At 70.9% G+C, this 20,527-nt stretch carries 17 protein-coding genes and 1 pseudogene; 7 read left to right on the forward strand and 11 right to left on the reverse strand.

What is annotated here, in order from left to right:
• Position 1 precedes the first annotated feature (1 nt).
• The 6 genes from H4687_RS05305 to H4687_RS05330 form a co-directional block, all read right to left on the reverse strand.
• Positions 2–1,450, reverse strand: a complete 1,449-nt coding sequence (locus H4687_RS05305) for an amino acid permease (RefSeq protein ID WP_046919903.1) — start codon at positions 1,448–1,450, stop codon at positions 2–4.
• On the reverse strand, positions 1,447–2,178 hold the full coding sequence (locus H4687_RS05310; RefSeq protein WP_078907642.1) for a FadR/GntR family transcriptional regulator: 732 nt from the start codon (positions 2,176–2,178) through the stop codon (positions 1,447–1,449). Before H4687_RS05310 ends, H4687_RS05305 begins: the two co-directional genes overlap by 4 nt.
• A gap of 65 nt (positions 2,179–2,243) precedes the next feature.
• On the reverse strand, positions 2,244–3,077 hold the full coding sequence (locus H4687_RS05315; protein WP_046919901.1) for an undecaprenyl-diphosphate phosphatase: 834 nt from the start codon (positions 3,075–3,077) through the stop codon (positions 2,244–2,246).
• A 127-nt stretch (positions 3,078–3,204) separates the two neighbouring features.
• Positions 3,205–3,579 carry a fluoride efflux transporter CrcB gene (crcB, locus tag H4687_RS05320; protein ID WP_046919900.1) on the reverse strand — a complete coding sequence of 125 codons (375 nt, stop codon included), beginning with the start codon at positions 3,577–3,579 and terminating at the stop codon, positions 3,205–3,207.
• Entirely contained in the window at positions 3,576–4,172 is a 597-nt protein-coding gene (gene crcB / locus H4687_RS05325; protein WP_225966607.1) for a fluoride efflux transporter CrcB, read from the reverse strand. Before crcB (H4687_RS05325) ends, crcB (H4687_RS05320) begins: the two co-directional genes overlap by 4 nt.
• Positions 4,173–4,448: 276 nt before the next feature.
• On the reverse strand, positions 4,449–5,435 hold the full coding sequence (locus tag H4687_RS05330) for an SMP-30/gluconolactonase/LRE family protein (protein WP_046913440.1): 987 nt from the start codon (positions 5,433–5,435) through the stop codon (positions 4,449–4,451).
• Between the two features lie 110 nt (positions 5,436–5,545).
• Here H4687_RS05330 and H4687_RS05335 point away from each other — a divergent pair.
• Positions 5,546–6,378: pseudogene (locus H4687_RS05335) on the forward strand (hypothetical protein).
• A gap of 71 nt (positions 6,379–6,449) precedes the next feature.
• On the opposite strand, the gene H4687_RS05340 reads toward H4687_RS05335, so the two are convergent.
• On the reverse strand, positions 6,450–8,018 hold the full coding sequence (locus tag H4687_RS05340; RefSeq protein WP_046913442.1) for a glycoside hydrolase family 53 protein: 1,569 nt from the start codon (positions 8,016–8,018) through the stop codon (positions 6,450–6,452).
• 130 nt (positions 8,019–8,148) lie between these two features.
• Entirely contained in the window at positions 8,149–10,170 is a 2,022-nt protein-coding gene (locus H4687_RS05345) for a beta-galactosidase (RefSeq protein ID WP_046913439.1), read from the reverse strand.
• A gap of 185 nt (positions 10,171–10,355) precedes the next feature.
• On the opposite strand from H4687_RS05345, the gene H4687_RS05350 reads away from it, so the two are divergent.
• Genes H4687_RS05350 through H4687_RS05365 form a run of 4 tightly spaced genes read left to right on the forward strand, consistent with a single transcriptional unit; the run spans position 10,356 to position 14,576 of the window.
• A complete protein-coding gene (locus tag H4687_RS05350; RefSeq protein ID WP_046913438.1) occupies positions 10,356–11,675 on the forward strand; it encodes an extracellular solute-binding protein in 1,320 nt (439 codons plus the stop codon).
• Positions 11,672–12,646: a carbohydrate ABC transporter permease gene (locus tag H4687_RS05355; protein ID WP_046913437.1), complete on the forward strand. Its 975-nt coding sequence runs from the start codon at positions 11,672–11,674 to the stop codon at positions 12,644–12,646. Before H4687_RS05350 ends, H4687_RS05355 begins: the two co-directional genes overlap by 4 nt.
• Complete coding sequence (locus H4687_RS05360) at positions 12,643–13,548, forward strand: carbohydrate ABC transporter permease (protein WP_005474661.1); 906 nt, start codon at positions 12,643–12,645, stop codon at positions 13,546–13,548. The genes H4687_RS05355 and H4687_RS05360 overlap by 4 nt, the downstream gene beginning before the upstream one ends.
• The gene (locus H4687_RS05365) at positions 13,545–14,576 is read left to right on the forward strand and encodes a LacI family DNA-binding transcriptional regulator (protein WP_046913436.1); all 1,032 of its coding nucleotides are present in this window, start codon (positions 13,545–13,547) and stop codon (positions 14,574–14,576) included. Before H4687_RS05360 ends, H4687_RS05365 begins: the two co-directional genes overlap by 4 nt.
• A 13-nt stretch (positions 14,577–14,589) precedes the next feature.
• Here the strand turns inward: H4687_RS05365 and H4687_RS05370 are convergent, their stop codons facing one another.
• Positions 14,590–16,203 (reverse strand): MFS transporter, encoded by a 1,614-nt coding sequence (locus H4687_RS05370; protein WP_046913435.1) that lies wholly within the window; start codon positions 16,201–16,203, stop codon positions 14,590–14,592.
• Positions 16,204–16,424: 221 nt separating this feature from the next.
• Here H4687_RS05370 and H4687_RS05375 point away from each other — a divergent pair, with 221 nt between their 5' ends.
• A complete protein-coding gene (locus H4687_RS05375) occupies positions 16,425–17,225 on the forward strand; it encodes a VOC family protein (protein WP_046913434.1) in 801 nt (266 codons plus the stop codon).
• 23 nt (positions 17,226–17,248) lie between these two features.
• Here H4687_RS05375 and glgX read toward each other — a convergent pair whose 3' ends face one another.
• Together glgX and H4687_RS05385 are read right to left on the reverse strand one after the other, a co-directional pair.
• Positions 17,249–19,375, reverse strand: coding sequence for a glycogen debranching protein GlgX (gene glgX, locus H4687_RS05380; protein ID WP_097251482.1), 2,127 nt, complete (start codon positions 19,373–19,375; stop codon positions 17,249–17,251).
• A complete protein-coding gene (locus tag H4687_RS05385; RefSeq protein WP_046913433.1) occupies positions 19,372–19,887 on the reverse strand; it encodes a pep a2 in 516 nt (171 codons plus the stop codon). The genes glgX and H4687_RS05385 overlap by 4 nt, the downstream gene beginning before the upstream one ends.
• 267 nt (positions 19,888–20,154) lie before the next feature.
• Between H4687_RS05385 and H4687_RS05390 the strand changes: the two genes are divergently transcribed.
• Positions 20,155–20,490: a DUF5133 domain-containing protein gene (locus H4687_RS05390; protein WP_046913432.1), complete on the forward strand. Its 336-nt coding sequence runs from the start codon at positions 20,155–20,157 to the stop codon at positions 20,488–20,490.
• Positions 20,491–20,527: the final 37 nt, after the last annotated feature.

Here is a 20,527-nt window from a genome sequence, read left to right on the forward strand (position 1 = left end):
ATCACTTCTTCACTCCGGCCGACTGCTGGGCGACCCGGCGACGCACGCCGAACCACCCCGCGATCAGCGCCAACACGATGAGGGGGAGGCACAGCACGGTCGTGCGGCCCGCGCCGCCGTCCGCGTACATCAGGACGAGGACCGAGGCCAGGAAGAACAGGGTCACCAGTTCGGTCCACGGGGAGCCCGGCAGCCGATAGCTCGGCCGGGTCAGCTCGCCCTTCTCGGTCTTCTGCCAGAACACCAGGTGACAGATCATGATCATGCCCCAGGTGCAGATGATGCCGATCGCGGCGAAGTTGAGCACGATCTCGAACGCGTCGGCGGGGACCACGAAGTTCAGTCCGACGCCGAGCACGCAGATACCGCTGGTGAGCAGGATGCCGCCGTAGGGGACCTGGTTGCGGCTCATCACGCCGGTGAACTTCGGGGCGGAGCCCGCCATCGCCATGGAGCGCAGGATACGGCCGGTGGAGTACAGGCCCGAGTTGAGCGAGGACATGGCCGCGGTCATCACGACCAGGTTCATGATGCCGCCGGCCGCCGGGACGCCGATGTTGGAGAGCACCGTGACGAAGGGGCTCTCGCCGGCCTTGTACGAGGACCAGGGCAGCAGCATCGCCAGCAGCAGGACGGAGCCGACGTAGAACAGACCGACGCGCCACATGATCGAGTTGATCGCCTTCGGCATGATCTTCTCGGGGTTCTCGGTCTCGCCCGCCGCGACGCCGACCAGTTCGACGGAGGCGTAGGCGAAGACGACGCCCTGGATGATCAGCAGCATGGGCAGCAGACCGTTGGGGAAGATGCCGCCGTTGTCGGTGATCAGGGACGGGCCGGGGGTGTGGCCGTCGACGGGCTGCTGGGTCACCAGCAGGAAGATGCCGATCAGCATGAAGGTGACGAGTGCGCCGACCTTGATGATCGCGAACCAGAACTCCAGTTCGCCGAACATCTTCACCGAGATCAGGTTCACGGCGAGGACGACCCCGAGGGCGACGAGCGCGATCACCCACTGGGGGATGTCGGAGAACATGCCCCAGTAGTGGGTGTAGAGGGCGACCGCGGTGATGTCGGCGATACCGGTGGTGGCCCAGTTGAGGAAGTACATCCAGCCGGCCGTGTACGCGCCCTTCTCGCCGAGGAACTCCCGGGCGTAGGACACGAAGGCGCCGGAGGAGGGCCGGTACAGGACCAGTTCGCCGAGGGCGCGGACGACGAGGAAGGCGAAGACTCCGCAGACCGCGTAGGCGATGAAGAGGGACGGGCCGGCGTCGACGAGACGGCCGCCGGCGCCGAGGAACAGGCCGGTGCCGATCGCTCCGCCGATGGCGATCATGTTGACGTGACGGGACTTCAGGGACTTGCTGTAGCCGGCGTCTCCGGCGTCGACGTGGGCCGGGGACGTCCTGGTCTGTACGACGTCTTTGTCGAGGGACTGCTCGCTCACGCCTCGGGTCCGCCTTCCGTGGAACTCTCCGTGCGCGGGGGACGCACGATGTCGGTGAGGGTGGTCTCGACGCGGTCGAGGTGGTGGGACATGGCCTCCACCGCGTCGTGTTCTGAACCGTCGATCAGCGCCTCGACGATGGCCCGGTGCTCGCGGTTGGACTGCTCGCGCCGGCCGCCCAGCTCGTTGAGGAAGGCCGACTGGCGGGCCAGCGCGTCCCGGATCTCCTCGATCACCCGGCGGAACACCGGGTTCTGGGCGGCCTCGGCCACGGCCAGGTGGAAGAGGGAGTCCATCGCGACCCAGGCGGTCGTGTCGGTCTCCCGCTCCATCCGGTCCAGCAGATGGGCCAGGTGGTCCAGGTTCTCCGGGGTGCGGCGCACCGCCGCGTACCCGGCGACCGGGATCTCCACGTGCCGGCGCACCTCCAGCAGGTCGCTGGCCGTGAAGTCGCCGAAGGTGGGGTCCTCGACGGCGTTCGCGATCACGAAGGTGCCCTTGCCGGTGCGGGACTGGGTCAGGCCCATCACCTGGAGCGCGCGGAGCGCCTCGCGGAGCACCGGACGGCTCACTTCGAGCTGCCGGCACAGCTCCGCCTCCGAGGGGAGCTTGTCCCCGATGGCGTACTTGCCGCGCTCGACGGCGTCGCGGAGGTGGGTGAGCACCGCTTCCATGGCGCTGACGCGCCGAGGTGCCGAGCCACCTGTCTGGCTGTCTGACAGGTTCACGGGGGTGATCCTGCGGGTGACGGAAGGGGGCTGTCAAGAGGTCAGGTATTTGATCTTCGAGCTGGTCAGCTCAGCCCGCCCGCGCCGAGCAGCCCGAAGAGGAGAACCCCGACGACGATCCGGTAGGCGACGAACACGTTGAAGGAGTGCCGGGTCACGAATTTCAGCAGCCACGCGACGGAGGCGTACGCGACCGCGAACGAGACGACGGTTCCGGCGATCAGCGGAGCCGCGCCCACCCCCGCGCCGAGGGCGTCCTTCAGCTCGTAGAGGCCCGCGCCGGTCAGGGCCGGTATGCCGAGGAAGAACGAGAGCCGGGTCGCCGCGACCCGGTCGAGGTCGAGCAGCAGCGCGGTGGACATGGTGGCGCCGGAGCGGGAGAAGCCGGGGAAGAGCAAAGCGAGGATCTGCGAACCGCCGACGAGCATCGCGTCCCGGAACCGGGTGTCCTCCTCCTCGCGCCGGCGCCGGCCCACCTGCTCCGCGACCCACATCACACCGCTGCCGACGATCAGCGAACCGGCCACCACCCACAGCGAGGCGAGCGGCCCCTCGATGAGGGAGCGGGCGGCGAGCCCCACGAGCACGATCGGGATCGTCGCCGCGATCACCCACCACGCGAACCGGTAGTCACGGTCCTGCCGCTCCCCCGCGTGGCGGATCCCCCGGAACCAGGCGGAGCCGATCCGCGCGATGTCCCGCCGGAAGTAGACGAGCACCGCCGCGATCGCGCCGACCTGGATCACCGCCGAGAACCCGACGACGGCCTTGTCGTCGACCTGGATCCCCATGAGCCCTTCGGTGATCTTCAGATGCCCGGTGGAGGACACCGGCAGGAACTCCGTCACCCCCTCGACCGCTCCGAGGACGACGGCCTGACCGACGCTGATGGTGCTCATGGGGTCCAGTTCTGCTCGGCGAGGGCATGGCTGACGGGGGCATGGCTCAGGTGGGACCGGGCGCGGGTCACGACGACCGTGATCGCGCCGGCGAGGCAGTCGTACTACAACCGGGTAAGGGCCGCGCTCAGGTCCAGAGGGCCCGCGCCACCGCCAGCCCCACGTAGACCGCGCCCAGGCCCGCCGTCACGCTCGCGATCACATTGGCGACGGCGAGCGGACGGGCGCCGTCCTGGGCCAGCCGCAGGGTCTCGTACGAGAAGGTCGAGTACGTGGTGAGCGCCCCGCACAGTCCGGTGCCGAGCAGAAGCCGCAGGTGGGAGTCGGCGGCGCCGGCCGCGACGGCGCCGGTGAGGGTGCCGAGGACCAGCGACCCGATGACGTTGACGGCGAACGTCCCCCAGGGGAAGGCCGTGGCGTGCCGCGCCTGCACGGCGCGGTCGGTGAGATAGCGCAGGGGCGCGCCGATCATTCCGCCGACGATGACGAGCACCCAGTTCACGACGACCTCTTACCTTTCTCGCGGGTTGCGGCGGGCCCGGTCCGGCGGGATGCGGGGGGCGCGGTCCGGCGGGGGGTCGCGGTGGGCCCGGTCCGCGGCAGGCGGCGGGCCGTCGCCGCCGCGAGCCAGACCGCCCCGAGGGCGGCGAGGAGGGTGGCGCCGAGGTAGGCGAGGGCGGTGCCGGGACGGCCCTCCTCCATCAGGCGCTGGATGTCGACGGCGTACGTCGAGAAGGTGGTGAAGCCGCCGAGGACTCCCGTGCCGAAGAACGGCCGGACCAGGCGGTGGACGGGCCGCCCCTCGGTGATCATGATCATGAACAGGCCGATCACGAAGCAGCCGACGACGTTCACCCAGAACGTGGTCCAGGGAAAGCCGGCGGGGCCCGTGGGCCACAGGAGGGACGCGCCGTAGCGTGCCGTCGCGCCGATGCCGCCGCCGGCCGCCACGACCGCGACCACGGGTGCCTGCCCGTGCCAGGGTGCCGGACGGGGCGGATCGGCCACGGGGGCGTCGGGGGACAGCGCGGGCTCGGCCCCGTCCGGGGCAAGGGATCGCGGGGCTTCGGGTCCGTCGGGGTGCGGTACCGACATGGGTGCGCGTCTCTCCTACTCGCCGGGGCCCGGCGTCCGCCGGGCGCGCTCCGTCGCAAGCAGGGACCGTTGGCGGCACGGTGCCGCGGTTCGGGTACGGCGGGCCCCACCGCCGCGCCGCGAGGGTGATCGCGGCCGGTCACCAGCCTAACGCGGCCGAACTCCGCCCCGCACCCGGCCGGCGCCGCGGGCCCCCGGCCGACGCCGCGGGCCCTCGGTCCTCGTCGGCGCTCCCCCGGCCGTGGCCCCGCCGTCGCCCTCAGGCCGCCGTCGTCCTCAGGCCGCCGTCGCCGGCAGCTCGCACACCGCGACACCCCGCTCCCACAGGCTCCCGAGGATCAGCCGGCCGTCGCCGACGCAGGCGGCGGTGACCATGCGGTAGCGGGACCGGTGGTCGACGAGGGTGTGGACGACGTGTCCCTGGTCGTCGACCGCGACGACCCCGGCGAACCCGAGGGGCCGATACGGCGCCCGTACCGCGACCCGGCTCGCGGCCCGCCGCACGGCGGGGCCCGCGCGGTGCAGACGGTCGAGGGCGCCGATGCGCGGCCCCGCCAACGCCACCCACATCAGCCCGTCGGGCCCGCGCCACATGTTGTCGGGGGTGCCCGGCAGATCCTCGACGAACGGCTCGCTCGTGCCCGCCCGCGCCCCGGTGAGGTGGACGCGCGTCAGCCGGCGGGCGCCCGTCTGCGCGACCACCAGGAAGGACTCGTCGGCGGAGGGCGCGAGGCCGTTGGCGAACTGGAGTCCCTCCAGGACGATTTCGGGAGTGCTCTCGCCCGGCGCGAGGCGCAGCAGCCGCCCGGTCCCGGTGTGTTCGACGATGTCGCCGATCCACTGGTGGAGGGGGTAGCGGCGGCTGGAGACGGTGAAGTACACGGTCCCGTCGGAGAGCGCCACGACATTGCTGCAGAACCGCAGCCGCTCGCCGCCCGCCTCGTCGGCGAGCACCCGGACGGTGCCGTCGCCGGCCGTGACCCGCAGCAGCCCCCGCTCGGCGTCGCACACCAACAGGTCGCCGTCCGGGAGGAGTTCGAGGCCGAGCGGCCTGCCCCCGGTCTCGGCGACCGTCTCGACCCGCGCCCGCCCCGGTTCCGCGAGCCCGTCCACCCGCAGGACGCGACCGTCCTCCACCCCGGTCAGCACCCGTCCGCGCTCGTCGACGATCACGTCCTCGGGTCCGCGCCCGCCGATCCCGACGAACGCCGTCGCCCGGAGTCCGGCGCCCCGTGAGTCCGTGCCGCCCGCCACGCCCGTCATGTCCGCCTCCTGGTGTCCGCCCGCTGCCCCGCCGGTCCATCCTGGCAGGCGGCCGGGCCGCCCCAGGTGGCCTCGGGACAAGTTGGCCGTCACCGACCAGGGAGAGTGCCGTGCCCGCCCGCCCCCGCCTGCTGTACGTCACCGACCTCGCCTATCCGGCCCGCGGGCGGCGCTACTGCGACGAGGACGTCTTCCTCACCTCCCGGCTGCGCGCGGACTTCGACCTCGCCCTGTGCCACCCGCTGGACGCGGCGGCCCTGCTGGACGGTTTCGACGCGGTCGTGGTCCGCAACAGCGGGCCCGTCCTGCACCACCAGGAGGCGTACGACGCCTTCCGCGCGCGGGCGACGGCACTGGGCATCCGCGTCTACAACCCGCTGACCGGCCGCGCCGACATGGTCGGCAAGCAGTACTGCTGGACCTGACCGAGGCCGGGTACCCGGTCATCCCGACCGTCGACAGGGCCGAGGACCGGGGGCGGCTGCCCGCGTCCGACACGTACGCCGTCAAGCCGAGAGCGGGCGCCGACTCCATCGGGCTGCGCTTCGTGACCCGTGCCGAACTGGCGGGCCTGGCCTGGGGCGACGACCTGGTGCAGCCACGCGTCGACTTCCGCTACGAGGTGTCGTTCTACTACGTCGACGACACCTTCCAGTACGCCCTGTACGCGCCCGACCCCGACCGGCGCTGGGTCCTGGAGCCCTACGAGGCCTCGGCGGCCGACCTCGCCTTCGCCCGGCGCTTCATCGAGTGGAACACCCTCGGCCACGGCGTCCAGCGGGTGGACGCCTGCCGCACCGAGGAGGGCGGCCTCCTCCTGGTCGAGCTGGAGGACCTCAACCCCTACCTCTCGCTGGACCGCGTGCCCGAGCCGGTCCGGGAGGCCTTCGTCGCCGCCATGACCGCCTCGCTGCATGGCTTCCTGGGCACGGGCGACGGCTGAACGGCCGGAGGGCCGTGAACGACCGAAGGGCCGCACGCCGAAGCGTGCGGCCCTGACTCAGCGGCGGCCCCCTACCGGTGGCCGAACCAGGCCATCGCCGGAAGGGCCCTGTCGTCGTAGCCGAACAGCGCCTGGTTCTCCCATCCGTTCCCGGAGGCGGCGTCCGTCGGGTCCCATCCGTTGCCCGCGACGGCGGTCCACGTCGACTCCCAGTAGAAGATGCCGAGACCACGGCCGTTGGGGACGGCCTCGACGATGCTCGCGACGTCCTTCATCCACCGGGTCTGGCCGGCGGTCGTGGCCGGGTAGCCGGAGACCAGCTCGCCGGACTGGTCGATGATGTTCTCGTGCGCGTCCTCGCTGTCCAGCCGGAACGGGTAGGCCGTCTCGGCGAGGAACACCGGCTTGCCGTACCGGGAGGCCGCGTCGTCCAGCGTGGTCTGGAAGTCCGCCAGCGTGCCGTGCCAGTACCCGTAGTACGACAGGCCGATGACATCGAACTTCACGCCGTTGGAGACGGCGTTGTCGAACCACCAGCGGGTGCCCGACAGGTCGCCGCCCTTGGCGAGGTGCAGCGCCACCCGGGTGGTGGAGTTGACGGCCTTGACCGCGTCGTAGCCGGAGTTGAGCAGTCCGGCGAGCTGGGACCAGTTGGAGGTGGAACCGGCGGACCAGAGCATGCCGCCGTTGATCTCGTTGCCGACCTGGACCATGTCGGCGGTGGTGCCCTGGGCCTTGAGGGCGTTGAGCACGTCGTAGGTGTGGTTGTAGACGTCCGTCCTCAACTGACTGTAGCTGTGCCCGGTCCACGCGGACGGCACGGTCTGGGCGCCGGGGTCGGCCCAGGTGTCCGAGTAGTGGAAGTCGACCAACAGCTTCATGCCCTGCGCCTTGACGCGCTTGGCGGCGGCCAGCACGCGGGCCTTGTTGTTGTAGCCGTCGGCGGGGTTCACCCAGACCTTGACGCGGGCGTAGTTCTGCCCGGCGTTCTTCAGGATGGCGAGCGCGTCGCCGGTGGCCCCGGAGCCGTTCTTGTAGACGCCGCCCTTGGCCTCGCTCTTGACGAGGGAGGACACGTCCGAGCCCTTGATGGCCAGGCCCGTCGATCCGGACGTGAAGGTCAGGTCGTCGACGTTGAGCCAATTGCCCGCGTTGGCGTCGGAGTTGACGCTGATGGTGCACTGATTGTTCGTCACGGCGACGGAGGTGACGATCCGGATCCAGCCGCCGGCGGAGACCGGGATGTCGGTGCGCTGCTCGGCGCTGCCGCAGTTCTTCAGCGCGAGGTACGCGGAGTTCTGGCCGCCGCCGGAACGCACCCACGCGGTGAGCTTGTAGGTGCCGTTGGTCAGGCCGGACAGGTACTGGAAGGTCTCCACCTTGTAGGCCGAGGCCGACCAGTGGCTGAGGCGGTAACTGCCGCCGTGGCCACCGGACTCGGTGAAGGAGGCGGAGTTCTGCCCGGCCGCCGAGTACGTCGACCAGCCGGCCGGCGTCGCGGTCCCGGTGCCGCCGGACTCGAAGCCCCCGTTGGTGAGGGTGGAGGCCGCGGCGGCCGGGCCGGCGGGCAGGCCGGTCAGCGCCAGACCTGCGAACAGCGGTATGAGCAGGGCCCTGAGGGCGCGTCTCGCGTGGAACATCGTCGTCCCTTCGACGAAGGTGGGGACCTGGTTGCGCGGTGCTGAGGCGCCGCCGCACCCGAAGGCCGTGGGCGCGGCGGCGCCGGTACCGGCCGGAAGTCCCCAGAGATCCGGCCGGTGTTCGGGGTGGTCAGGCGTCGAGGCGTACGACCCTGACGCCACCGGCGGGGACGGCGAGATGGCCCGCCGCGCGTTCGCCGGTGAGGAGTTCGGTGCCGTCGGTGTCGAGCGGCACCTTCGTGTCGGCCGTGGTGTGGTTGATCGCGAAGAGGAAGTCGCCGGACTCCCCCGCGCGGCGCACCACTTCGACGTCGCGCGGCAGGTCGCCGCGGGGCGCGAGGCCGGCGTCGTCGGCGGCCCAGCCGAGCAGCGCGTCCAGGCCGTGCGCGTCGAGGCGGGTCGACACGTACCAGGCGGAGCCCTCGCCGAGCCGGTGCCGGGTGACGGCGGGCCGCCCGGCGGTGAGACCGTCGGCGTACGTCCACACCGGTTCGGCGCCCTGCGGCACCACGAACTCCGTCCACACGTCGCCGGTGAGTTCGGAGCCGTCGGGGCCGGTGATGCGGACGCTCTCCCCGCCCAGCAGCGGCGAGAACTCCTCGACGGTCAGGCCGAGCACGTCCCGCAGGGCGCCGGGGTACGGGCCCTCGTGGACGGCGTCGTGCTCGTCGACGATGCCCGAGAAGTAGGAGACGACGAGGGTGCCGCCGTTCTCGACGTACGCCTTCAGGTTGTTCCCGGCCGCTTCGGTCATCAGGTACAGCGCGGGAACGACGACAAGGGGATAGGCCGACAAGTCGGCTTCCGGGTGCGCGAAGTCGACCGTGAGGTGGCGGTCGTAGAGGGTCTCGTAGAAGGCGTCGGCGCGTTCGCGGGCCTCGTGGTCCTCGCTGGGGCGCCAGGCGAGGTTCTGTGCCCACCAGGAGTGCCAGTCCCACACGACGGCCACGTCGGCGACGGTCCGGCTGCCCCGGATCTGGCTGAGGGAGTCCAGGGAGGCGCCCAGTTCGACGACCTCGCGCCAGACCCTCGTCCCGGTGCCGGCCTGCGGCAGCATCGCCGAGTGGAACTTCTCGGCGCCGCGCCGGGACTGCCGCCACTGGAAGAACATGGCGCCGTCGGAGCCGCGCGCCACATGGGCGAGGGAGTTGCGGGCCATCTGGCCGGGGGCCTTGGCGGGGTTGCGGGCCTGCCAGTTGACGCCCGAGGTGGAGTGCTCCAGGAGCAGCCAGGGGGCGCCGTCGCCGACCGAGCGGGTGAGGTCGGCGGCCATGGCCAGGTTGACGTGGGTGCGGCGGCCGTCGGTGATCAGGTAGTGGTCGTTGGTGACGAGGTCGACCTCGCGGCCCCAGGCCCAGTAGTCGAGGGAGTCGCACTGGCTGAGGGCGGTCATGAAGTTGGTGGTGACCGGGATGCCCGGAGCCAGGCGGTGCAGGATGTCCCGCTCGGTCACGAAGTTCTCGCGGATGGTCTCGTCCGCGAACCGCTTGTAGTCGAGGGCCTGGCCCGGGTTGCCCACCGTGGGGGTCACGCGTGGCGGGTTGATCTGCGCGAAGTCGGTGTAGTGCTGGCCCCAGAAGGCCGTGCCCCAGGCCTTGTTGACGGCCTCGACGTCGCCGTACGCACGCTCCAGCCAACGGCGGAAGTGCGCGGCGCAGGAGTCGCAGTAGCAGGCGGAGACGGGGACGCCGTACTCGTTGTGCACGTGCCACAGGGCGAGCGCCGGGTGGTCGGCGTAGCGCTCGGCGAGCTTCGTGGTGATGGTCGCGGCGGCGGCGCGGTAGTCGGCGTTGCTGTGGCAGATGGCGCCCCGGGAGCCGAACTCGTACCGGGTGCCGTCGGCGGCCACGGGCAGCGCCTCGGGGTGCTCGCGGTAGAACCAGACGGGCGGGACGACGGTGGGGGTGCCGAGGTCGACGCGGATGCCGTTGTCGTGGAGGAGGTCGAGTAGACGGTCGAGCCAGGCGAAGTCGTACACCCCTGGTTCGGTCTCCAGCAGGGCCCAGGAGAAGATCCCGACACTCACCATCGTGACGCCGGCCTCGCGCATCAGCCGGACGTCCTCGTGCCAGACGCCTTCCGGCCACTGCTCGGGATTGTAGTCCCCACCGAAGGCGAGCCTGGTGAGGCCAGTGGGGGTGGTCTCCGGCATGGATCTCTCCTGTTGGGTTGATCATCTGGGAACGTGCACACACGGCTGCAGCGGTGTGAGCCCAACATAACCGCACAGCAACAACCATTGACAAGTGTCCGGGATGTTTCTCTACTGTGAACGCTCACAGAAGCATGACACGGTCTTCGCAGCGGGCGAGGACCCAGGTCAGGGGAGAACGATCCATGCCCAACATCACGAAGCACCGGCGCTTTGTGGCCACTGCCGTCGCCGTCGCGCTCGGCGCCACCGCACTTGCCGCCTGTGGCGGGTCCGACGACAGCGAGGCCCGGTCGGGGCCGGCGAAGCTGACGTACTGGACCTGGACGCCGGGCATGGACAAGGTCGTCGACCTGTGGAACAAGGGGCCCGGCAAGGAGCGGCAGATCACCGTCACGGTGAAGAAGCAGGCCTCCGGTGACACCCTGATCACCAAGATCCTCACCGCGCACAAGGCGGGCAAGGGCCCCGACCTGGTGCAGGCCGAGTACCAGGCGCTGCCGACGCTGGTCAGCAATGACGCGGTGGCCGACATAGCGGACGAGGCGCAGGACGCCAAGGGCAAGTTCGCCGACGGTGTGTGGCAGCAGACGACGCTGGGCTCGGACGCCGTCTACGCGATCCCGCAGGACATCGGGCCCATGATGTTCTACTACCGCGAGGACCTGTTCAAGAAGTACGGCCTCGAAGTCCCCAAGACCTGGGACGAGTTCGCCGAGACCGCGCGGAAGCTGAAGAAGGCGGACCCGGACGTCGACCTGACCACCTTCTCCGCGAACGACTCCGGCCTCTTCGCCGGTCTCGCCCAGCAGGCGGGCGCCAAGTGGTGGACCACCGAGGGCCAGAAGTGGAAGGTCGGCATCGACGACGCGGCGACGCAGCGGGTCGCCGACTTCTGGGGCGGCCTCGTCGAGGAGGGCGCCGTCGACAACCAGCCGATGTACACCCCGGCCTGGAACAAGGCGCTCAACACCGGCAAGCAGATCGCCTGGGTCAGCGCCGTGTGGGCGCCGGGCACCCTCACCACCGCCGCGCCCGACACCAAGGGCAAGTGGAAGGTGGCGCCGCTGCCGCAGTGGTCCTCGTCCGAGAACGTGACCGGCAGCTGGGGCGGTTCCTCGACCGCCGTCACCACGGACTCGAAGAACCAGGGCGCCGCCGCCGAGTTCGCCGCCTGGCTGAACACCGACCCCGAGGCGCTCACCGCGCTGGCGAAGGAGGGCGGCATCTACCCGGCCGCCACCACCGCGCAGACCAGCGACGCGTTCGCCGAGCCGCCGGCCTTCTTCTCCGGCCAGGCCGACTTCTACGCGACGGCCTCCGAGATCGCGAAGACCACCGCGCCCTCCGCGTGGGGGCCGAACGTGAACGTCGCCTACACCACGTTCAAGGACGCGTTCGGCGCCGCCGCCAAGAACAGGTCCGACTTCGGCACCGCCCTGAAGAAGATGCAGGACGACACGGTCGCCGACATGAAGAAGCAGGGCTTCGAGGTCGCTCAGTGACGACGGCACGCCGGAGGTCGTACGGGGTCGAGGGGGCCCCGTACGCCCACCCGTCTCCCACCACCACCCGCAGACCGGCGCGCGGCGCCCCCTATGTCTTCCTCCTTCCCGCCACGCTCCTCTTCGCCCTCTTCTTCGCGCTCCCGATCGGCTACGCGGTCTGGCTCAGCCTGCACAAGGTGCAGGTCAGGGGCCTGGGCCTCGGCGCGGGCGCGCGCAGCGAGGTGTGGGCGGGGCTGGAGAACTACACCGACGCGCTGACCGACACCGAACTGCTCGACGGCACGCTGCGCGTCCTCGGCTACGGCGCGATCGTGGTCCCCGTCATGCTCGGTCTGGCGCTGGTCTTCGCGCTGATGCTGGACAGCGACAAGGTCCGGCTCGCCCCCTTCACCCGGCTGGCGATCTTCCTCCCCTACGCCGTCCCGGGCGTGGTGGCGGCCCTGCTCTGGGGCTTCCTCTACCTCCCGGACGTCAGCCCCTTCTCCTTCGTGCTGGAGAGGCTGGGACTGCCGCAGCCGGACCTGCTGGACGGCGGCGGGCTGTACGCGGCGCTGTCGAACATCGCGATCTGGGGCGGCACCGGCTTCAACATGATCGTCATCTACACCTCGCTGCAGGCGATCCCCACCGAGGTGTACGAGGCGGCGAAGCTCGACGGCGCGACTCCGCTGCAGATCGCCCTGCGGATCAAGATCCCGATGGTGGCGCCCTCGCTGGTGCTGACCTTCTTCTTCTCCATCATCGCCACGCTCCAGGTGTTCAGTGAACCGACCACCCTCAAGCCCCTCACCAACTCCGTGTCCACGACGTGGAGTCCGCTGATGAAGGTGTACCGGGACGCGTTCGGCGAGGGCGACATCCACGCGGCCGCGGCCGGCGCGGTGATCATCGCGGTGGCCACCCTGGTCCTCTCCTTCGGCTTCCTGAGGGCCGCGAACTCCCGGAACAAGCAGGAGGCAGCACGATGAGTTCTCTTGCCGTCCACAAGGCAGCTTCGACGGCGGGCACCACGCCCGGCACCGCCCAGGGCCCGCCGCTGCGCCGCCGGATCGCCCTCGTCCCGACGCTCACCCTGCTGCTGGGCGCGATCTACTGCCTGCTGCCCGTGGCCTGGGTGCTGATCGCGGCCACCAAGTCGGGCAGCGAACTGTTCTCCACCTTCACGTTCCTGCCGGGCAGCGGCTTCGCCGACAACCTGTCCGACCTGAACGCCTACCGCGACGGCATCTACTGGCAGTGGATGGGCAACTCCGCCCTCTACGCCGGCCTCGGCGCCCTGCTGTCGACGGCCGTCTCCGCGATCAGCGGGTACGCGCTGGCGATCTACCGCTTCAAGGGCCGCGAGACCGTCTTCAACGTGCTGATGGCGGGCGTGCTGATGCCGCCGGTGATCCTCGCGATCCCGCAGTACCTGCTGATGGCGAAGGCGGACCTCGCCGACAGCTACTGGTCGGTGCTGCTGCCGCTGGTCCTCTCCCCGTACGGCGTGTACCTGTCCCGGATCTACGCCGCCGCGGCCGTCCCCTCCGACGTGGTCGAGGCGGGCCGGATGGACGGGGCGGGCGAGTGGCGGATCTTCACCCGGATCGCGCTGCCGATGATGGTGCCGGGTCTGGTGACGGTCTTCCTGTTCCAGTTCGTGGCCGTGTGGAACAACTTCCTGCTGCCCTACATCATGCTCAGCGACGACGAGAAGTTCCCCATCACGCTCGGTCTGTTCACGCTCCTCGAACAGGGCGCGAACACTCCGGCGCTCTACACCCTGGTGATCACGGGTGCCCTGCTCGCGGTGATCCCGCTGATCGCGCTCTTCCTGGTCATCCAGCGCTTCTGGAGCCTCGATCTGCTCTCCGGAGCCGTAAAGTCATGACCATGAGCAACACCGGGGGCAGGCGCAGGGCGCCGACCATTCACGATGTGGCGCGCGAGGCGGGAGTCTCCCGGGGGACGGTCTCGCGTGTGCTCAACGGTGGTCACTACGTCAGCCCGGCGGCCGCCGAAGCGGTCAACGCCGCGATCCGGAAGACGGGTTACGTCGTCAACCGGCACGCCCGCTCGCTGATCACCGGCCGCTCCGACTCGATCGGCTTCCTGCTCACGGAACCGCAGGAGAAGCTGTTCGAGGACCCCAACTTCAACGTGCTGCTGCGCGGTTGCACCCAGGCGCTGGCCGCGCACGACATCCCCCTGCTGCTGATGGTCGCCGGCACGGAGGACGAGCGGCGCCGGATCACGCGGTACATCACGGCCGGCCACGTCGACGGGGTGCTGCTGGTGTCCAGCCACTCCGGGAACCCGGTCGCCCAGGAACTGCGCGAGGCGGGGATCCCCCTGGTCCAGTGCGGCAAGCCCATGGCGCCCGGCTCCAAGGTGAGTTATGTGGCCGCCGACGACCGGGACGGCGCCCGTGACATGGTGCGCCATCTGCTGTCGCTGGGCCGCCGCCGCGTCGGCGTCGTGACCGGACCGCTGGACACCCCCGGCGGCGTCGACCGGCTCGCCGGGTACAAGGAGGTCCTCGGGGAGGCGGGCGTCGAGATCGACGAGCGGCTCATCGTCTCCGGCGACTACAGCAGGTCCAGTGGCGAGGCGGGCACCGAACGGCTGCTGGCCCGGGCACCCGACATGGACGCGGTGTTCGTGGCCTCCGATCTGATGGCACAGGGCGCCCTGGCGGCGCTGCGCCGGGCGGGCCGCCGGGTCCCCGAGGACGTGGCCGTGGGCGGTTTCGACGACTCGGCGGCGGCGACGGAGGCCGTCCCCGCCCTCACCACCATCCGCCAGCCCTACGACCGCATCAGCAACGAGATGGTGCGGGTGCTGCTGGCCCAGATCGGCGGCGAGGATCCGGCGGCGGTGATCCTCCCGACGGAGCTGGTGCGGCGGGAGTCGACCTGAGGCACGGTGGACGTCAGTGCTCGGCGGGCACCCGTCGGGGCTCGGACTCCTCCTCGGTGACCCGGGTCCCGGGGTGCCGCAGGGCGCACAGGAACCCGATGCCGAGCGCGATGGCCATCCCGTAGAACACCCACTGGTTGGCCTCGGCGAAGTCCATGCGGATGGCGTCCATCGAGTCGCGCATCGCCGTGGCGACGCGGCCGTCGCCGCTGGGCGCCTGGCTGTCCGGGTTGCCGGTGACCGACTCGGCGATGTCGCGGGCGGCTTCCTGTGCCGTGTCGTCCGGCACGCCTCTGGAGGTCAGCGTCCCGACGACGTTGTCGGTGGTGACGTGCGTCAGGATCGTGCCGAACACGGCGAGGCCCACGGCAGCCGCGTAGTTGCGCACGGTCTGGGTGATACCGGTGACCTCGCCGTAGGAGGCGTTGAGGGAGCGGTTGACGGCGTCGGTGGAGGCGGGCGCGAGCAGAAGGCCGATCCCGGCGCCGGCGAGGGCGGCGTAGGGCCACTGGTTGTGCATCGACAGGTCCGTCAGCTTGCTCGCCCACAGCGCGAAGCCGACCGCACCGAGGGCCGTGCCCAGTTTCATCGCGGGCCGCGCGCCCCGCCGGTCGAGGATGTGGCCGCCCCACTGGGAGGCGAGCCCGAAGCCGACGAAGAAGTACAGCAGGAACAGCGCGGCCTGGTTGGGCGAGGCGCTGAGCGAGACCTGCGCGTACACCGAGGCGAAGAAGAACACCGGGACGAAGGCGATCATCGCGAAGAACAGGACGGCCGCGTCGACGCTGAACGCCTTGTCACGGAAGACGTGGAGCTTGATGAGCGGTTCGTCGACGCGGAGTTCGTAGGCGCAGAACAGCACGAGGACGGCGAGCCCGCCGACGATGCAGGCCCAGGTGGCGGCGCTGCTCCAGCCCCAGGACGAGGCCTGTTGCAGACCGAACACGCTCAGGCCCATGCCGACGGCGACCAGCACGGCGCCGGGCAGGTCGAGGCGTTCGCGGCGAGCCCGGTGGGGGATGTGGGCGAGCGCGGTCAGGACGAGGGCGACGAGCGCGACGGGCACGTTGACCCAGAAGATCGCCCGCCAGGTCCAGTCGGTGAGCCAGCCGCCGAGGAGCGGTCCGAGCGCGGTGAGGGCGCCGGACAGACCGAAGAACAGGGCGAGGGCCCTGCCGCGCTTGTCCACCGGGAAGACGGCGACGACGACGGCGAGCGCGGCGGGGAACATCAGCGCGGCGCCCAGCCCCTGTGTGGCACGGAACGCGATCAGCCAGCCCAGCGCGAAGCTGTCGTCGGGGACACAGCCGCAGAGCACCGAGGAGATCACGAAGACGAGAGTGCCGATCACCATCATCCGGCGGTGTCCGACGATGTCGGCGAGCCGTCCGCCGAGCGCGAAGAACGCGGCCAGGGCGAGCAGATAGGCGTTGACCACCCACTGCATGCCCGAGGAGGAGAGACCGAGTTCGTCCACGATGCTCGGGGCGGCGATCGCCACGATGGTCTGGTCGATGAAGGTCATCGAGACGGCGAACAGCATCGCCGCCAGAGCCATGCTCTGGTGGGGCGCTGAGGAGCCGGTGGCGACCGGCCCGGGTGCGGAATCTTCCCTTATGTCGGCCATAGGTGGAATCTTCCCCGCATCCGGCGCGCGGCGCACGCGCGAGGGCCCGGTGGTGACCATACGGAACCCCCGGTCACCACCCGAACGGTCGTCCGAAGATCGCGTCCCACCGGGATCGGAACGCCGACACGGGGGTACTCGACGCGCACCGGCCCCGGATCCGGTTGGACACTGGAGTGCGGCCGGGGTGTGCCGGCGGACGAGACCAGGACGCGACTGCCATGAGCAACGACAGTGATTTCGGGGGCGCGGAGAACGTCGTCTCCAGCCATTCCGTCTTCGGGGCCCCCTGCTGGGTCACCCTCACCAGCCGGGACCTGCCGGCCACGGAGAACTTCTACGCGGCCGTGCTGGGCTGGCGATGGCGTACGGCCAAGCTCGGCGACCACTTCCGGATCGCGCTGGCGGACGGTGTGCCGGTCGCCGGGATCGCTGGGGTGGCGTCCCTGTGGCAGATGGCGGTGGCCTGGACCCCTTACTTCGCCGTGTCCGACGCGGACGCGGCGGCGTCCCGGGCCCGGGAGCGCGGCGGCACGGTCGCGGTCGGCCCCCTGTCCTTCCCGCCCGGCCGGGCGGCCCTGCTGGCGGACCGGCACGGCGCCTCCTTCGGGATCTGGGAGGGCGCGCTGTTCACCGACTGGGAGACCTGGCGCAAGGCGGCCCCGGCCTTCATCCGGCTGCACACCCGCGACGCCTTCGACGCCGCGATCTTCTACGGCGAGGTCCTGGAGTGGGCCACCGAGAAGCCCGGCTGCTGCGAGGTCCACTACGAGGGGAACGAGGTCGTCCTGCGCAGCGAGGGCGAGGCCGTGGCCCGGATCACCTCCGGCGCGCTGGAGGCCGCGCCGGACCCCACGATCCGCCCGCACTGGCAGGTGCACTTCTCCGTCTCCGACGTGGCGGCCCGGGTCGAGGCCGCCCAGCACCACGGTGGCACGATCCTGACGCACGACGCGGACGAGGCGGTGCTCCGCGACCCGGACGGCGCCCAGTTCACGATCACGTCACGCACCAGGCGCTGACCGCCGCCGCGTCCCGGCGCGGGTCAGCCGCCCCGCGGGGGCCGTGACAGCAGCACCAGGCTCCGGGCCTCGACGGTGATCTCCGCACCCGCCTTGTGCTCGGACTCGTCGGGGACGCCGTCCGGCTCCGCCGCCGTGTCCACGAGGCTCACCCACACCTCGCCGTACGCGGCGCCGGGCAGACGGAAGTCCTTCGGCTCCCAGTGGCTGTTGAACAGCAGCAGGAAGGAGTCGTCGACGACCGGGCCGCCGTGGGGGTCGGGTTCGGCGATGGCGTCGCCGTTGAGGAAGACGGCCACGGCGTGCGCGTCGGAGCGGTCCCAGTCGGCGTCGGTCATCTCGGTGGCGTCCGGCAGCAGCCACACCAGGTCGGGCAGCGGCCGGCCCGCGCGGGTGGGTGTGTCGCCGCGGAAGAAGCGGCGGCGGCGCAGCACGGGGTGGGCGGCCCGCAGGGCGATGAGGTCGCGGGTGAACGCGAGCAGCGCGCTGCGTTCGGGGTCGGGCCGCCAGTCGACCCACGAGACCTCGTTGTCCTGGCAGTAGGCGTTGTTGTTGCCGCGCTGGGTGCGGCCCGACTCGTCGCCGTGACCGATCATCGGGATGCCCTGCGAGAGCAGCAGCGTGGCCAGGAGGTTGCGCTGCTGGCGGGCGCGGAGCGCGCGGACGCGCGGATCCTCGGTGGGGCCCTCGGCGCCGCAGTTCCAGGACCGGTTGACGCTCTCGCCGTCCCGGCCGCCCTCGCCGTTGGCCTCGTTGTGCTTGTCGTTGTACGAGACCAGGTCGCGCAGGGTGAAACCGTCGTGCGCGGTGACGAAGTTGACGCTGGCGCGCGGACGGCGCCGGCTGTGCTCGTACAGGTCGGCGGAGCCGGTCAGGCGGGAGGCGAACTCGCCGAGCGTGTGCGGCCGTCCGCGCCAGAAGTCCCGTACGGCGTCGCGGTACTTGCCGTTCCACTCCGACCACAGGGGCGGGAAGTTGCCGACCTGGTAGCCGCCCTCGCCCACGTCCCACGGCTCGGCGATGAGCTTGACGCGGCTGATCACGGGGTCCTGCTGGATCAGGTCGAAGAACGCGGAGAGGCGGTCGACCTCGTGGAACTGCCGGGCCAGCGTGGCCGCGAGGTCGAAGCGGAAGCCGTCGACATGCATCTCGGTGACCCAGTACCGCAGCGAGTCCATGATCAGCTGGAGGACGTACGGGTGGCGCATCAGCAGGCTGTTGCCGGTGCCGGTGGTGTCGTAGTAGTGGCCCCAGTCGCCGTCCACCAGCCGGTAGTACGAGGAGTTGTCCAGGCCCCGGAAGGAGAGGGTGGGGCCCTTCTCGTTGCCCTCGGCGGTGTGGTTGTAGACGACGTCGAGGATGACTTCGAGGCCGGCCGCGTGCAGGGCCTTGACCATCGACTTGAACTCGGTGACCTGCTGGCCCCGGGTGCCGTGGGCGGCGTAGGCGTTGTGGGGCGCGAAGAAGCCGATGGTGTTGTAGCCCCAGTAGTTGCTGAGGCCCCGGTCCTGGAGGACGCCGTCCTGGGCGAACTGGTGCACCGGCATCAGCTCGATCGCGGTCACCCCCAGCGAGGTGAGGTGCTCGACGACGGCGGGGTGTGCCAGCCCGGCGTAGCTGCCGCGCAGTTCGGCGGGGACGTCCGGGTGGGTGCGGGTGAGGCCGCGGACGTGGGCCTCGTAGACGACGGTGTCGGCGTAGGCGCGGCGGGGCGGCCGGTCGTCCCCCCAGTCGAAGTACGGGTCGGTGACCACGCCGAGCATGGTGTGCCCGGCGCTGTCGGCACCGGGCTCGTACAGGGAGGGGTGGTTGTCCGTCTGCCCGTCCACGGCCCTGGTGTAGGGGTCCAGCAGGAGCTTCGCCGGGTCGCAGCGGTGGCCGGCGGCGGGGTCCCAGGGGCCGTGCACCCGGTAGCCGTAGCGCTGCCCGGGTCCGACGCCGGGGAGGTGGCCGTGCCAGACGAACCCGTCGACCTCGGTGAGCGCCACCCGGCGGTGGGCGCCGCCGTCGTCCACGAGGACCAGGTCGACGCGTTCGGCGACCTCGCTGAACAGCGCGAAGTTGGTGCCGGTGCCGTCGAAGGAGGCACCCAACGGGTAGGGGTGCCCGCTCCACACGGGCACCCCTTTCCGGTCCGGTCGCACGGTCACCGCGCGGCCTCGCACGCGTCCGGCTCCTCGCCGACGGGCACGCCGGCGAGCAGGGCCATGTGTGTCGCGCGGGGCACCTGGAGCACCTCGCGCAGCGCCGGTTCGGGCACGGTCGGCACCAGGGGCACGCTCTGGTCGACCGGCGCCCGCTGGGTGAACCAGATGACCGTGCTGCCCGTGGCCGTCGAGCAGCAGCCCCAGCCGTCGCTGAGCGCGGCGATACGGGTCAGGCAGGGGCGCAGTTCCCGGTCCGGGCGCATCTCCCGGTCGTTCGCGCCCACCGCCGCGATCAGGTGCTGGCCGTTCCACCACATCTCGACCGAGGTGTTCTTGTCCGCCGCGTGCTCCTCGATGGCGCGCAGCAGCAGTTCGGCACTGTGGCAGACGGTTTCTGCGAGGGGCTCCAGGTCCCAGAACCGGAGGTGGGCGGCCAGGATGCGCCCGACCTGGCCGACCCGTTCCGGACCGACCTCCACGTCGAGGTGGTAGTAGCGAGGCACTGCGGTCTTCATCGTCGTTGGCTCCTCACCGGCGAAGCTCCCGCCCCATGAGTACGAAGCGTGAGCACCGATCACTTCTGAGTCAGCTCCAGAGTGGGAGTGCTACGCCATTCGTGCAACACGAGCGACCCATGGGGTTGTTGAAGAACCAACAAGACGGCCGGTGGTTCCCTGTGCACCATGAGTGAAGGCATCGGCTCCGTCAGGCGCCGGTGCCCCTCCATGCACGACCTCCCCCGGGAAGCGTGCTCCGCCGAGAGTGCCGGGAGGGACCAGCACATGCTGCTGCCCGCCAAGAACGAGGTGGCCAGACATCTGCGGCGCTACCGCACCTGGGAACGCGCGATGCTCGCGTCCCCGACCGACCGCGCGGCCCGGGACAATTTCGAGGACTCGGGCTACACGCTGTGCGTGCTGATGGGCAAGCGCTGCGCCCGGGAGGCCGTGACGGCCGCCGAGCGCTACCTCCAGACGAGCCTGCCCTCCTACCTCCAGGAGCAGACCGGCCGTCCCCAGCAGGAACAGAACGGCAAGACCCGTAAGGACCAGCCCGGCAAGACCCGTTCCGCCCGACGCGGTCCGCCGTCCGGGCAGCGTTTCACGGCAGGGCGGTAGCACGTTCAGTACCCGTTCGGCCCAGCGCCGATCCCCG

The sequence above is a fragment of the Streptomyces stelliscabiei genome (assembly GCF_014873495.1).
Classification (GTDB): domain Bacteria; phylum Actinomycetota; class Actinomycetes; order Streptomycetales; family Streptomycetaceae; genus Streptomyces; species Streptomyces bottropensis.

Excerpts from the sequence above, each read along its gene's own strand:
- H4687_RS05315 (WP_046919901.1), bottom strand. The coding sequence starts at position 3,077 with ATGAGCACCATCAGCGTCGGTCAGGCCGTCGTCCTCGGAGCGGTCGAG.
- crcB (WP_225966607.1), bottom strand. The coding sequence starts at position 4,172 with ATGTCGGTACCGCACCCCGACGGACCCGAAGCCCCGCGATCCCTTGCC.
- H4687_RS05330 (WP_046913440.1), bottom strand. The coding sequence starts at position 5,435 with ATGACGGGCGTGGCGGGCGGCACGGACTCACGGGGCGCCGGACTCCGG.
- H4687_RS05340 (WP_046913442.1), bottom strand. The coding sequence starts at position 8,018 with ATGTTCCACGCGAGACGCGCCCTCAGGGCCCTGCTCATACCGCTGTTC.
- H4687_RS05345 (WP_046913439.1), bottom strand. The coding sequence starts at position 10,170 with ATGCCGGAGACCACCCCCACTGGCCTCACCAGGCTCGCCTTCGGTGGG.
- H4687_RS05350 (WP_046913438.1), top strand. The coding sequence starts at position 10,356 with ATGCCCAACATCACGAAGCACCGGCGCTTTGTGGCCACTGCCGTCGCC.
- H4687_RS05360 (WP_005474661.1), top strand. The coding sequence starts at position 12,643 with ATGAGTTCTCTTGCCGTCCACAAGGCAGCTTCGACGGCGGGCACCACG.
- H4687_RS05365 (WP_046913436.1), top strand. The coding sequence starts at position 13,545 with ATGACCATGAGCAACACCGGGGGCAGGCGCAGGGCGCCGACCATTCAC.
- H4687_RS05370 (WP_046913435.1), bottom strand. The coding sequence starts at position 16,203 with ATGGCCGACATAAGGGAAGATTCCGCACCCGGGCCGGTCGCCACCGGC.
- H4687_RS05375 (WP_046913434.1), top strand. The coding sequence starts at position 16,425 with ATGAGCAACGACAGTGATTTCGGGGGCGCGGAGAACGTCGTCTCCAGC.
- H4687_RS05385 (WP_046913433.1), bottom strand. The coding sequence starts at position 19,887 with ATGAAGACCGCAGTGCCTCGCTACTACCACCTCGACGTGGAGGTCGGT.
- H4687_RS05390 (WP_046913432.1), top strand. The coding sequence starts at position 20,155 with ATGCTGCTGCCCGCCAAGAACGAGGTGGCCAGACATCTGCGGCGCTAC.